Raw genomic sequence first — 13,724 nt, 5'->3', positions numbered from 1 at the left:
CGCTGACCGGAATCGCCCATGGCTCCTCGCTTCAACGCCTTCGAACGCCACGACGGCTGCCTGCCCATCGAGGCTTACGGCATTCTGGGTGACGGCCGCACGATCGCCCTGTCCGGTGCCGACGGGAGCCTGGACTGGTGGTGCGTGCCCAACATGGATTCGCCCCCGCTCTTCGACCGCCTGCTCGACCCGCGGGAGGGCGGACATTTTTCGCTCGCCGCGCGCGACCTCGTGCGGGTGGAGCGGCGTTACCGCCCGCGCAGCAACGTGCTCGAAACGACGCTGCACACCCGCACCGGCACGGCAAGACTCACGGAGTCGTTGAACAGCGGCACGGCCGGCCGGCTTCCCTGGGAAGAACTGGCCCGACGGATCGACGGCATCAGCGGCAGCGTCGTCTTCGACGTGCAAGTGCGCCTGGGTCGCCAGGCGGACCAGGCCAACCCCTATGTCGCCCGCCAGGGTCGGCACCCGGTCTTTCATGTCGGACGCGTGCTGGGTGTGGTGCTCGCCACCGAGGGAATCGATCTCTCCGCGATGTCGGACGAAGGCGTCGAGAGCGCCTTCCGTGTCGATGCGGGCCAACGCGAGTTGATGGCCATCGTCGCGGGGCAGGACGAGCCGTTGATCGTGCCGACGCTCGCCGACATCGATGCGCGCATCGACTCGTCCGACGACGAATGGCGCCGCTGGACCGACCAGTTGCAAGTGGACGGCCCCTATCGCGAGCGGCTCATCCGCCACGCGCTCGCCCTCAAGCTCCTGCTGTACTCACCGACCGGCGCCATCGCGGCCGCCGGCACCACCTCGTTGCCGGAAGCGGTCGGTGGGCGGCGCAACTACGATTACCGCTACGCGTGGGTGCGTGACGCCGGCTATACCATCAAGGCGTTCTCGCGCCTGGGTGCGCTCGCCGAGGCCAAGGCCGCCTTCACCTGGCTCATCCGGCGGCTGCGCGACAGCGACGGCGCGCTGTTCTACACGCTCGACGGCGGCCGGCCGCCCGATGTTCGCGAGATCGACCTGCCCGGGTACCGCGGCTCCGTGCCCGTCGTCATCGGCAACCAGGTGGTGCACCAGCACCAGCATGGGGTGTATGGCGACATCCTCGAGACCGCCGCGCGCTTCGTGAAGCAAGGCAACGTCCTGGACAGCGAAAGCGCCGAGGTGCTGAGTCGCCTGACGGACCAATGCGCCGACGATTGGCGGCAGAAGGATTCCGGCATCTGGGAACTGTCCGAGCCGCAGCACTACACCATGTCGAAGGTCAGCGCCTGGCAGGCGCTGGCACGCGCGGTGGAACTGGCCGACGGCGGCTACCTGCCCACCACCTGTCGTGACCGCTGGGCGCGCGAGCGTGACCGCGTCGCCGCCTGGATCGAGGCGAACTGCTGGTCGGAAAAGCTCGGCGCGTTCGAGATGTGGCCGGGAAGCGGCCAGCTCGATGCCTCGATGGCCTTGGCCGTCCGCTTCCGTTTCGATGGGCGGGAGAAGCTCAAGCGGACGCTCGCGGCGATCGATCGCGAATTGGGCGACGGCGCCTTCCACTTTCGCTACAGCGACGCACGCGGCAAGGAAGGCTGCTTCCTCGCATGCACGTTCTGGATGGCCGAGGGCTGGCACCTCCTCGGCGAACAGGCGAAGGCGGAGCGCACCTTGAACGACGCGCTGGATGCGCTCGACGGCGGTCCGGGGACGTTGGCCGAGATGGTCGATCCGGCGTCTCGTGCGTGGCTGGGCAACGTGCCGCAAGGCCTCAGCCACCTGGCGGCCGTCCATGGCATCCTGACGGTGACGGGCGTCGACCTCTAGGCGCGAGGTCGACGTGCGGGCTTATCCCGCGATCGTGAACACGGAGCCCGAGTCCACTCGCAGGCCGGCGCCATTGATGAAACTCGCCTTCTCGGAGCACAGGAACGCGACCGCCGCGGCGACTTCGTCCGCGCGGCCACGACGCTTGAGGACCATGCCCGGACGTTCTTCGTCCAGGAACGAGCGAATGGCTTCGTCGACGCTCGTTCCGCGCTCCTTCGCACGTTTTTCCATCATCGCGTCGGTCATCGGCGTGGCGATGAACGCGGGCGACACGGTGTTGACCAGCACGTTGTCCGATCCGTACGCCTTCGAGAGCCCTTTCGCCAGGCTCAGGATGCCGGCCTTGGAGGCGCAATAAGGCAACTCGTCGGTATAGGGCTGCACCGCATCCTCGGAGGCGAAGAGGACGATGCGCCCCCAGCCGCGCGAACGCATCGCCGGAATGGCTTCGCGACACATCCGCACCGCGCCCATCAGGTTGATGTCGAGCGTGTCGAGCCAACCGTGGTCATCCACGTCGAGGAAGTCTCCCGTGGCACCGGTCACTCCGGCGGCGTTGACGTAGATGTCCGGGTCGCCGAGTTCGCCGCGGACCGTTTCCCAGATCCGTCGCACGTCGTCGGCCTTGCGCACGTCACCGGTGACGGCCACCACCTCGCCGAAGGTCGCCAGCTCCGCGCGCGCGTCGTCGAGCGTTCCGTCAGGAACGTCCGTGAGCGCCACCCTGGCCCCGGCTTCCAGGAGCTGGCGCGCCGTCGCCTTGCCCATGCCCGAATCGGCGCCGCTCACCAAGGCCACACGGCCCGCTATACCCAGGTCCATATCGATCTCCTCAGGTCATGCCCGTTCAAGAAAGCGCTCCGCGGTGCGCAGGCCCAAGGCCATCGTCACCAGGGCGGGATTCGCCGAGAGCGCGCTCGGAAAAAGGGAGTTGTCGCACACGTAGAGGTTGCGAACGTCGAAGCTTCGGCCGTCCCGGTCCACGACCGCGTCGTCCGGCGAGGTGCCCATCCGGCACGTTCCCAGCGTGTGCGCGGAGCGCTCGGCGGCGAAGATGTCCGTGGCGCTGGCGGCGTGCCATATCGCGGACAGCGTGCGTATCGCATGCGCGTTGAGCGCGCGCTCGTTGTCGTTGTAACTGAATTCGATGCGCGCCTTGCGCATGCCGAAGGCATCGCACTCGTCGGACAAGGTCAGGCGGTTGCCGTCGGCCGGCAGGCATTCGCCGTTGATGCCGATGCCGGCCAGCTGGTTGTATCGCCTCAACCGGTCGGTGAGCGCGGCGCCCCACAATCCCGCGCCGCGCGCCAGCGTGGTGGCGAGCGTCGCCGGCTGCACCCCGAGGCTTTGCACGAGGTAGCCGCCCGCGAAATCGGCCTGTGCCGGCCTCACGAAGTCCTCGGAGATGAACGAGGACGGGTACCCGCGGTTCATGCGCATGTCGATATCGAAGGTGCCCCATACCTGCGTGGCCACGTGCGCCATGAAGTGGCGGCCTACCTGTCCGCTGCGATTGGCCAGGCCGGTATGCAGCAGGAGCCGGGGCGTTTCGATGCCACCCGCGCACAGGAAGACGGCACGCGCGCGCAGCCGATGGTCGGCGCCTTGCCGCCGGAATATGACGGCGGAGATGTCTCCCTTCGCGTTTTGCTCGAAGGTATGCACGCGGGCTTCCGTGACCAGCTGCGCCCCGTGGCCCAGGGCCTCCGGCAGATAGGTCACGTCCATGCTGGCCTTGGATGCATTGCCGCAACCCTGGTGGCACGCGCCGCAACGGGCGCACGGCTCACGCAGGCCGTAGTGCCTCTGCAGCACCTGGCGGGTGACCATCGCAGCGGGAGCATCCGTGGCCCGGATGCCCAGCCGGGAGCATCCGCGGTTCATGGCCTGCGCCGACGCGTTGCGCGCCGTCGGCGGGAACGCGTAGCGTCGCCGCACATCCCACGGATAGGTGGCCGGACCGGATACGCCGATGAAGCGCTCGACGCGTTCGATATAGGGAAGCAGTTCGGCATGCGCGATCGGCCAGTCGCTTCCCTTCCCGGTCAGGGTTCGCAGGCGAAAATCGCGCTCATCGGGTCGGGGACAAAAGGCGCCCCAGTGCAGGGTCGAGCCGCCGACGCCCATTCCCGAGTTGTTGGCGCCGAAGGCGATCGGCGTGCGTCCTCCGCTGAGTCGTTCTTCCATCCAGTAGAGGTCGGTCTTGGCTTCGTCCGGCGCGTGTTCGCCAGGCGTGAACGAACGGCCGGCCTCCAGGATCACCACCGAGATGCCGGCGCGGGCCAGCGTGGCGGCAAGCGGTGCGCCGCCCGCGCCACTGCCGATGACCACCGCGTCCGCGGACGCCGGCTCAGCCGCCATGGCGCGACTCCGGGCTCAACTGCCAGGGCTCCGCTTGGTTCGCCCCGGTGACGGCGTAGCCGCGCAGCGTTCCATCGGCGTTCCCGAGCGCGAAGCCGTCATAGCCCATCTCGCTCCACGTACGGGGAAGGCTTGCCCAGGTGCGTGCGAGATCGGCCCGGAGATCCTCGCTCCAGCGCTGCATCTGCGCGACGGTCAGCCCGTCGGCCGAGGGCGACGGCTCCCGCGGCGCGCCGTCGACGATCGCGCGCAACGCGTCGGCTTGCGCATCCGCGCCGCGCAGGGCGAATCCAGGAAACCACTGCTCCACGGTGCGCAACGCACGCGGCCACGCGTCCAGGTCGTCGGGAAGCTCGGCGAACCGCCAGCCGTCGCCCTCGCGGTCGACGAGGGCGGCCTCGATGCGGTTGGCCATGTCGACGGCGTCGACGTCGGGACCCAGCACCTGGCCTGCCAGCGCCTGCAGCGTCGCGCGCTCGTTCGCGGAAAGCAGCGACGCCTGCGCGGGTCCATGGTGGCGAGCCAGGAGGCGCGCGCGCTCGTCCACGCTGACCCGGTCCGAATCGAGCAATGCGACCATCGCATCCGGCAACCGCCGCTCCGTCCATCGAACCATGGCGTGGCGCACGAGCTCGGCCAACGCGCGCGGTTGCTCCAGGGGAATCAGGTGCGCGCATCCCGGGATGACCTGCACGTCACCGGCCTTCGGAAGGTGGGGAAGGTTGAGGCGGCGCTGCGCCGCTTCGCCCAGATCCCCGTCGTCCGCGCCGGCGACGATCATCGCCGGCACGCGTAACTCGCCCACGTCCGCGGACCGATCCTCGCGGCTACCGTTCCGCAGCCAGTCGATCCAGGCGGCGGGATGGGTCCGCTGGATATCGTCGAGGGCCAGGTTTCGCGAGTGGCTGTCCAGCCCACCCGCGATGTTGGCCTCCAGGAACGCTTCGGCATCCTCGCGACGCGGGGGCCCATCCGTGAACCAGCCGATCATGCGCTGCCTGCGCTCTTCGTCCATCGGCTCCGGGGACGGGGGCGACGCGGCGACCAGGATCACCCCGAGGCATCCCGAAAGACCCGCTTCGCCCCGCGACGATCGCGCCGCGACGAGCGAGGCGATCTTTCCTCCCATGCTGTGTCCCACGATCGCCCACGACGTCGGCGATCGCGCCTTGATCTGGTCGACGGTCCAGTCCACGAGGCGGTCGAGCGAATGGGCACCCAGATCCGCTTGGCTGCCAAAGCCCGGAAGGTCCAGCGGCACACCGTCGATGTCGGGCGAAAGCGCGTCGATCACCGTCGACCATTCCCGGCCGCTCATGCCCAGGGCGTGAAGGAAGAACAGCATGGGTCGGGACATTCGATGCGCTCCGTGACGACGGCGTACCTTCGCCCGCGCGTCGTTGCGAAATCGTGCAGGATGCGTCGCGCCGGCAGGGACCAGGCGTCACTCGCACCGGATCGTGAGCGTCCTCCTCTCGCATGCAGCCTGCTTACCCCACCGATGTCCCGCTCGCCCCAGACTCGACGCCTGCCACCGCGGAGATGGATACACTCGGGCGCCATGAGTCCGCCACCCCGCCCCCTGCCGACCGGCCTCCTCGATCGCGGTGCGACGCGCGTACCGAGGGCCCTGGCCGCGGTGTGGATCGCCTTCTGCCTGCTGATGATCTGCTCGTCGTTGCAGGACGCGCTGCGCAATCCGCGGATCCGCTGGTGGGAGCCCGTGGTGTGGGAGGGCAGCTCGGCACTGGTCGGCACGGTCTGGATGTTCCTCGCCATCCGGGCGCGGCCCCGCTACGCGGCGTACCTCGACAGGCCCGCCGCCTGGTTCGGTCGATACCTTCGCTGGTTGCCGCTGACCGCGGTGACGTTCATCGTGTCGGTGTACGCGATCCGGCATGGCGTCTATGCCCTCATGGGCCGCACCTACGAGCACCCAGGCTGGCCGTTTCTCTTCGCGTACGAGAGCGTCAGGCTTTCCCTGTTCGTCGGGCTGTGGCTCGGCGTGCTGTTCGGCTTCGATTCGTACCGGCAATGGCAGGACCAGCGGCATCGCCTGTTGCAGACGCAAAAGGCGCTGACCGATGCCCGGCTCGCGCAGCTCCAGGGACAGTTGCGGCCGCACTTTCTCTTCAACGCCCTAAATACCATCTCGGCCCTGATGCACACCGACGTGCCGCGTGCCGACCATCTCGTGGCCACGCTGGGCGATCTGTTGCGCGTCAGCCTCCGCACGCTGGGAAACGAGATGACGCCGCTCGCCGAGGAACTGCGCGTGCTCGAGCTGTATGCGGACATCATGCGCGAGCGTTTCCGCCATCGCGTCACGCTCGACTGGGACATCGACCGGACGCTGCTCGATAAGCCGGTGCCGTCGCTACTGCTGCAACCCTTGCTCGAAAATGCCTTCAAGCACGGCGTGGAACGCACGGTCATTCCCGTGCATATCCAGGTGACCCTGAAGCGCACCGGCCGCATGCTGGGGCTCGAAGTCAGCAATTCGGGCGGTTTGCCCGAAACGGCGAACCGGGACGGCGTCGGCCTTCGGAACTGCCGGGACCGGCTGGCCATTCTCTACGGTGACGACGCCTCCCTGGCGATCGGACAGGAAGGCGACGTCGTGGTCGCGCGGATCGCCCTCCCGCTCGTGGAGGCCACGTCGTGATCCGCGTCATGATCGCCGACGACGAGGCGCCGGCGAGGGAGAAGCTCGAACGGTGGCTCGCCGAACAGGCCGACATGCTCGTGATCGGCACCGCCGACGACGGCATGTCGGCCGCGCAATGCATCGAGGCCGACCGACCGGACGTAGCCTTCCTCGATGTTCAGATGCCCGCCTTGTCAGGACTCCAGGTGGCGGCACAACTGGAAGCGGCGAACGCACCGCTGATCGTGTTCGTGACCGCCTATGACGAACATGCCGTGAACGCCTTCGACCTGAATGCGGTCGACTACCTGCTCAAGCCGTACGACCAGGCGCGGTTCCTTCGCACGCTTGAGCGAGTCCGGGAGCGATGGCAGGCCCGCCAACCGGGCACCCAGGCGGTGGCGGCAGGGCGATCCGTCGCGCCACCGTGCGAACGCCTGCTCGTGCCGGACGGCGAACGCCTGCAACTGATCGACGTGGCCGCCATCGAGTGGCTGGAGGCCGACGATAATTACGTTCACGTGCATACGGCCACCCGCAGCTACCTGATGCGCAGGACGCTCCAGGACCTGCTCGCGCAACTCGGCGAGGAACGTTTCGCCCGCGTGCATCGTTCGACCGCCGTGAGCCTGGATCGCATCGCCTCGCTCTCGCCGCTGTTCAAGGGCGACTACGACATCCATCTCCGCGACGGCCGCACGCTCCGGTTGAGCCGGCGTTACCGTGACGCCCTGTTCGCCCGCATGGGACGCTGACTTCCGGCTCGCCACGCCCGGTATCCCGCTCGCCCCCTATCGACTGCGGCAACGCCGGCATTCGGCCAGGCTCCTGAAAAAAGGAGCCCGACCCATGTCCGACATCGAATCACCTTCCGAACGCTACGATTTCCTCGACTGGCTGCGCGTCATCGCGATCTTCGTGCTGTTCTTCTTCCATACCGGCATGATCTTCGTCGGCTGGGAATGGCACGTCGTGAACGAGCAGACCATCCCCGCCCTGGCGTGGCCGATGGACATCGCCCATCGCCTGCGCATGCCGCTGCTGTTCGTGATCGCCGGGGCGGGCATGCGGTTCGCGCTACGGCGGCGCAGCGTGCGGCACGTCCTGCGGGAACGCACGCTGAAACTGCTCCTGCCGCTCGTGGTCGGCATGTTCCTCATCGTGCCGCCGCAAATCTACGTCGAGCGACTTCTCGATGGCCAATGGCATGGAAGCTACCTGGGCTTCTACGTGGCGCGGGTGCTCCAGTTCCGGTTCTATCCCGCGGGTGATTTCAGCTGGCACCACCTCTGGTTCATCGCCTATCTCTATATCTATGTGTTGTTGCTGCTTCCCCTGCTGCCGTGGCTGATGCGCATGGCCTCGCGTATCGCGCCCGGGAAGTGGCTCCTGCTGTTGGCACTACCCCTGGGCATCAACGAAACCCTGCTCAAGTCGCTGTTCCCGGAGTCGCACACCCTCGTCAGCGACTGGTACACGTTCAACCACTACCTGCTCCTGACGGCCTATGGCTACGTCATCGCCTTCCTGCCCGGCGCCTGGGCATGGCTCTCGGAGTTTCGCCGCGGGTCGCTGGCGCTGGGCATGGCATCGATCGTGCTGCTGATCGCCTCGTTCCAGACGGGATGGGTGGCCCATGACTCGGTGCTCGACCACATCGGGGCGAACGTCTTCACGTGGGCCTGCGTCATGGCCGTCCTCGGCTACGGCTATCGCTACCTGTCCTTCTCGAATCCCTTGCTCGCCTGGGCGAGGGAAGCCAGTTACCCGATCTACATCCTGCACCAGACGGTGATCGTGCTCGTCGGGTACAAGGTGATCCACGAGCCGTGGACGCCGTGGACGAAATACGCCGTCATCCTCGTCCTCGCCATGGCGGCCTGCCTGGCCCTCTATGAGGGATGCGTGCGGCGGGTTCCGGCCCTGCGCCTCGTCTTCGGGATGAAGCGCGTGGCGAGGAGGCCGGGTCGGCTTGCCGGGCGCGCCACCGCCCTGGAGGATGTCCAGTAACCCGGTGCGGGCTTCGCGAGGACGATTCGCTCGTCCCTGGGGGCCCGCCACTCGTCCCCGAAGCGGCGATTTTCCTCCCTCTGCGAGGGACAGCCGTAGGGCGACGGCGCAGCATCGACGGCAACCCCAAGGAGACCGACCATGGACCGCCGCACGCTGCTGAAGACCGCCCTCGTCCTTCCCCTGCTCCCCTTCGCCGCGAGGGTGGATGCTTTCGTCACCGGCGAAGGGCGCTGGCTGAAACCGGGCGCCGCCGGGTGGCCGACGGACGCCGACTGGGATGCTCTGAACCGGCAGGTCGGCGGGCGCCTGTCGATCCCGAAGAACCCGCTGCTGGACCCGGCCACCCGCGCCGAGGCCCTCGCCAACATCGACAACCAGTTCTACGTCGGTGACCAGCCGGGCCTTACCCAGACCGGGGCTTACTACCGCGCATGGACGTCCACGCCGAGCGCCCGGGTGCTGGCGGCGGAAAGCGCGCAGGACATCGCCACGGCGGTCACGTGGGCGCGGAAGCACCGGGTACGCCTGGTGATCCGCGGCGGCGGACACAGCTACCTCGGCGCCTCCAACGCGGCGGATTCCCTGCTCATCTGGACCCGGCGAATGAACACGGTCGACATGGTCGACGGATTCGTTCCGCAAGGCGCCCGGGCGGGCACCGCCGGGGTGCCGGCGGCCCATGTCGGCGCGGGCGCGATGTGGATCGACGCGTATCACGCGGTCACGACGACCGGCGGTCGCTACATCCAGGGCGGCGGCTGCACCACGGTGGGCTGCGCCGGCTTCGCCAACGGCGGCGGCTTCGGCAGTTTCTCGAAGGGCTTCGGTACCGGCGCATCCAACCTGCTGGAGGCGGAAGTGGTGACCGCGGACGGCAGGATCCGCGTGGTGAACGCTTTCCAGGATCCGGAGTTGTTCTGGGCCCTGAAGGGCGGCGGTGGCGGCAGCTTCGGCGTCATCACCCGGCTCACCTTCCGCACGCACGAGCTGCCCGACATGATCGGCGGCGTATCGGGCACCCTGCAGGCCGACAGCGACGACGCGTACGCCGCCCTCGTGGCGCAATTGCTGCGCCACTTCCGCGACCGCCTCTGCAATCCGCACTGGGGCGAATCGATGGAATTCCACGGCGATCGTCGCGTCGACCTGAAGATGCTGTTCCAGGGTCTCGACGACGACGCGGCGAAAGCCGCGTGGCAACCGCTGCTCGACTGGGTGGCCGCGCGACCGGCCTATCGGTGGAGCGAGCCGTTCTGGGCGAAGGCGCTGCCCGCGCGCCGCTTCTGGGATATCCGCTTCTATCGCGACCACGGCCTCCACTTCGCGGTACCCGACGACAGGCCGGGCGCCCCGGCGTATCACATGATGTGGGCGGGCGATAAGGAACAGGTGGGCACCTACCTCTATGCCTACACCTCGGCCTGGCTCCCATCGCACCTACTCCAGGACGGCAACCTCGCCACCCTGGCCACGGCCATCGTCGAGGCCTCGCGCGAACAGGGATTTGCCCTGCACTTCAACAAGGGACTGTTCGGCGCGTCGCGGGAAACGCTCGACCGCGCCCGCGACACCGCGATGAATCCCGAGGTGCTGGACGCCTTCGCACTCGCCATCATCGCGACGGGCGGTCCGTCGGTGTTCGAAGGCCTGCCCGGCGCCCATCGCGACGACGCGAAGGCGCAACGGGGAGAAGACGCCACGCGGCGGGCCTACGCGCGGCTCACCCGGGTGGCCCCGGGCGCGGGGGCGTATTTCTCGGAGAGCGACTATTTCCAGAAGGATTACCGGAAGGCGTATTGGGGTACGAACGCCTCGCGCCTCGCGGCGGCCAAGCGGCGCTACGATCCGGACGGCGTCTTCGTCGTACGGAACGGGGTGGCCTGAGGGCGCGTCGGACGCCTCAACGGATGACACTGTTCCACCGGCGAAGCCGCCTGCATACTCGGCCCGCTTCGGGAGATGGCGGCCGTGATCGATCCCATGACGTGGCGGACATGGAAAACGCGAGGGCTGCTGCTGGCCTTCTGGACCGCGCTCGCCCTTTCCTACGCGGCGAGCGCGGTGATCTCGTCGCGCGCCGAGGGTCGCGCCACCCCGTGGGGCGGCGTGCTGGTCTGGATGTTCTGCAACTTCTACCTATGGATGTTGCTGACGCCGCTGGTCGCCTGGCTCGGGCGACTGGGTGGCAAGGACGGATGGCGCCGCTTTCTCGCCGTGCACCTTCCCGCCAGCGTGCTGGTGGCCCTGTTCCACACGGTGGTGGCGCTGTCGGCTTATTGGTGGATCAGCGGTCCGTCGCCGTCGATGAAAGACCGAACGCTCGTCGATTTCCTGCGGACGAGCGCCGTCTACGAGACGCACCTGGCATGGATCACGTACTGGGTGTTCGTGGTGGCCTTGCGCGCCGTGGCCTCCCGAAACCATCTGCGCGACGAGCGCCTGCGCAATTCCCGCCTGGAAACGCAGCTCGTCCAGTCGCAGCTGCAGACGCTCCGCGTGCAGTTGCAGCCGCATTTCCTCTTCAACACCCTCAATGCGATCTCGGCGCTCGCGCTGGCCGATCCGATGCAGGCGCGGGCGATGATCACGCGGCTGAGCGACTTCCTCCGGCTCACCCTCGAGGAGCGACACGCCCAGCAGGTGCCGCTGTCGCGTGAGCTGGAATTCCTCGAATGCTATCTCGGCATCCAGCAGGTGCGTTTCCGGGACAGGCTGGTGACGCACATGGACATCGCCGCAGACACCCTGGGCGCGTTCGTGCCCAACATGATCCTCCAGCCCCTCGTCGAGAATGCCTTGCACCATGGTTTGCTGGACAAGCCCGAGCGAGGCACGCTCCAGGTCATGGCGCGTCGCGAAGGCGACGAGTTGCGCGTGGAGATCGTCGACGACGGCCTGGGCCTGCCGACGGAAGGCACGACGACCGGCATCGGCCTGGGCAGCACGCGCACGCGCCTGGACATGCTGTTCGGCGGGCGGGCCACGCTGGCCTTGTCGCGGCGCGACTCGGGAGGCACCCGGGTCGAGGTGCGCCTTCCCTATCGGGAGCAGCCCGCATGACCATCCGCGCGCTGCTCGTCGACGACGAGATGCTGGCCCGGCTGGCGATCCGCCAGGCCCTGGCCTCACACCCCGACGTCGAGGTCGTGGGCGAATGCGCCAACGCGACCGAGGCGAGGCAAGCCATGGCCGCGCTCGAGCCGGACCTGCTGTTTCTGGATATCCGCATGCCCGGCGTCGACGGTTTCCACTTGCTGGATGGCACGGCGAACGCGCGCCCGCCCATGGTGGTTTTCGCGACCGCCGACGCACGGCATGCGTTGCAGGCCTTCGACGTCAATGCGATCGACTATCTCCTGAAGCCCATCGACCAGGGCCGTTTCGACCAGGCCATGGCGCGGGTAAGGCGACACCGGCAAGGTCTCGGCATGGCCGCACCTGTCGCCCCGACCTCCTACCTGCGTCGCATCAGCGTGACGTGTGGCGAACGCGTGCGCGTGATCGCCACGGAGGACATCGACTGGATCCACGCCGACGGCAATTACGTGCACATCCACGCGGCCGGCGCGTCGCACCTGCATCGCGAGCCGCTGAGCGGCCTGCTCGCCGCGCTGGATCCCGCCCGGTTCCTGCGCATCCATCGCGGCATCGTCGTCAACATGGAGCGCATCGCCGAGATACATCCGCTCTTCCGGGAAGCGCCAAGGTCGTCCTGCGCGACGGTACCCACCTCAGCCTGAGCCGCCGGTTCCGTGCGGGCGCGCGCCATGCGCTCGGCATGAGCTGACCGTTCGCACCACGCCGCGCGCCGCTCGTCCCACGGGCGATGCCGCCGAACACATTTCCCATGCGTGGCCGCGGGGTCGTGCCGCATCGTCCGTACGGCAAACCACACGGACACACGCCATGCGCAAACACCTTCGATCATGGGCCATCGCCATCGCCCTGGGATTCGTCGCCATGACCGCGACGGCCGGGGAGATCGTCGGCCCCGGTATCATTTCCACGGGCCTGCAGGAAACTTCCGTCGCCGTTACCGCCGACGGCAAGACGCTCTATTTCATGCGCTCGGATGTCGCCGAGAAGGACGACACCATCCTGGTGTCGCATCGCAACGGCACGGCGTGGTCCACGCCGGAAGTCGCTTCCTTCTCCGGACAATGGCACGACTCCGAGCCCACGCTCTCACCGGACGGCAAACGACTCTATTTCGTGTCGAACCGTCCGACGACGCCCGGCGGCGAACCGTTGACGGCGGACTTCGCGGGGCATCGATTCCCGGGCACGAACCTCTGGTACGTCGAACGCCGGGCGAACGGCGCGTGGAGCGAACCGGTCCACGTCGACGGGGCGATGAACGACGGATCGCAGATCTACAACCCGTCGATCGCGGCGAACGGCAACCTCTATTTCTCGTCGCACCGACCGGATTCGGGTGCGTTCTATCAGATCTACGTCGCCCGTCGCACGCCCACCGGCTACGCCGCTCCCGAACGCATCGACCTGGGCGACGCGAAGAAGAACCGCATGGACCCGGCTATCGATCCCGAGGAGCGTTTCCTCGTCTACGCGGGCGACGAGGGCGATTCGCTGGGCCGTGCCGACCTCTACATCAGCTTTCGCGAGAGCGACGGCCGCTGGGGCACGCCCGTGCATCTCCCCGGCGACGTCAACAGCGATTCGCTGGAGAACGCGCCTTCGCTCGGCCGGGCTTTCGGCGAGCTTTACCTGTCCAGCAACCGCTCCGACGCGCCGCGGTACCCCAAGACCCGCGACGACTTCGCTTCGCTCCAGCGCCGCCTGAACTCACCGTCGAACGGCTCGCGCGACCTGTGGCGGTTCGACATCTCGCAGACGCTGAAGTCTCACGGCATCGGTCATTGACCGG

The 13,724-nt window shown here is 67.9% G+C and carries 11 protein-coding genes; 8 read left to right on the top strand and 3 right to left on the bottom strand.

Annotation, left to right across the window (positions count from 1 at the left end):
- Positions 1 to 18 precede the first annotated feature (18 nt).
- A complete protein-coding gene (locus tag JNG39_RS12760) occupies positions 19 to 1,812 on the top strand; it encodes a glycoside hydrolase family 15 protein (RefSeq protein ID WP_368311845.1) in 1,794 nt (597 codons plus the stop codon).
- 21 nt (positions 1,813 to 1,833) lie between these two features.
- On the opposite strand, the gene JNG39_RS12755 is transcribed toward JNG39_RS12760, so the two are convergent.
- Genes JNG39_RS12755 through JNG39_RS12745 form a run of 3 tightly spaced genes read right to left on the bottom strand, consistent with a single transcriptional unit; the run spans position 1,834 to position 5,533 of the window.
- Positions 1,834 to 2,637, bottom strand: a complete 804-nt coding sequence (locus JNG39_RS12755; protein WP_368311843.1) for an SDR family NAD(P)-dependent oxidoreductase — start codon at positions 2,635 to 2,637, stop codon at positions 1,834 to 1,836.
- Between the two features lie 15 nt (positions 2,638 to 2,652).
- The gene (locus JNG39_RS12750) at positions 2,653 to 4,176 is read right to left on the bottom strand and encodes a GMC family oxidoreductase (RefSeq protein ID WP_368311841.1); all 1,524 of its coding nucleotides are present in this window, start codon (positions 4,174 to 4,176) and stop codon (positions 2,653 to 2,655) included.
- On the bottom strand, positions 4,166 to 5,533 hold the full coding sequence (locus JNG39_RS12745) for an alpha/beta fold hydrolase (RefSeq protein WP_368311839.1): 1,368 nt from the start codon (positions 5,531 to 5,533) through the stop codon (positions 4,166 to 4,168). Before JNG39_RS12745 ends, JNG39_RS12750 begins: the two co-directional genes overlap by 11 nt.
- A 204-nt stretch (positions 5,534 to 5,737) precedes the next feature.
- On the opposite strand from JNG39_RS12745, the gene JNG39_RS12740 reads away from it, so the two are divergent.
- The 7 genes from JNG39_RS12740 (at position 5,738) to JNG39_RS12710 (ending at position 13,720) form a co-directional block, all read left to right on the top strand.
- On the top strand, positions 5,738 to 6,841 hold the full coding sequence (locus JNG39_RS12740) for a sensor histidine kinase (RefSeq protein WP_368311837.1): 1,104 nt from the start codon (positions 5,738 to 5,740) through the stop codon (positions 6,839 to 6,841).
- Positions 6,838 to 7,578: a LytR/AlgR family response regulator transcription factor gene (locus JNG39_RS12735; RefSeq protein ID WP_368311835.1), complete on the top strand. Its 741-nt coding sequence runs from the start codon at positions 6,838 to 6,840 to the stop codon at positions 7,576 to 7,578. The genes JNG39_RS12740 and JNG39_RS12735 overlap by 4 nt, the downstream gene beginning before the upstream one ends.
- A 94-nt stretch (positions 7,579 to 7,672) precedes the next feature.
- Positions 7,673 to 8,833: an acyltransferase family protein gene (locus JNG39_RS12730; protein ID WP_368311833.1), complete on the top strand. Its 1,161-nt coding sequence runs from the start codon at positions 7,673 to 7,675 to the stop codon at positions 8,831 to 8,833.
- Between the two features lie 141 nt (positions 8,834 to 8,974).
- Positions 8,975 to 10,720, top strand: a complete 1,746-nt coding sequence (locus tag JNG39_RS12725; protein WP_368311832.1) for an FAD-binding oxidoreductase — start codon at positions 8,975 to 8,977, stop codon at positions 10,718 to 10,720.
- Positions 10,721 to 10,804: 84 nt separating this feature from the next.
- The gene (locus JNG39_RS12720) at positions 10,805 to 11,896 is read left to right on the top strand and encodes a sensor histidine kinase (protein ID WP_368311831.1); all 1,092 of its coding nucleotides are present in this window, start codon (positions 10,805 to 10,807) and stop codon (positions 11,894 to 11,896) included.
- Positions 11,893 to 12,576 carry a LytR/AlgR family response regulator transcription factor gene (locus JNG39_RS12715; protein ID WP_368311830.1) on the top strand — a complete coding sequence of 228 codons (684 nt, stop codon included), beginning with the start codon at positions 11,893 to 11,895 and terminating at the stop codon, positions 12,574 to 12,576. Before JNG39_RS12720 ends, JNG39_RS12715 begins: the two co-directional genes overlap by 4 nt.
- Before the next feature lie 166 nt (positions 12,577 to 12,742).
- The gene (locus JNG39_RS12710) at positions 12,743 to 13,720 is read left to right on the top strand and encodes a TolB family protein (protein ID WP_368311828.1); all 978 of its coding nucleotides are present in this window, start codon (positions 12,743 to 12,745) and stop codon (positions 13,718 to 13,720) included.
- Positions 13,721 to 13,724 lie beyond the last annotated feature (4 nt).

The organism is Luteibacter sp. CQ10 (genome assembly GCF_040900725.1).
Taxonomy (GTDB): Bacteria; Pseudomonadota; Gammaproteobacteria; order Xanthomonadales; family Rhodanobacteraceae; genus Luteibacter.
Note: the sequence above shows the minus strand (reverse complement) of the source record. Positions and strands in the feature narration are given on the sequence as shown.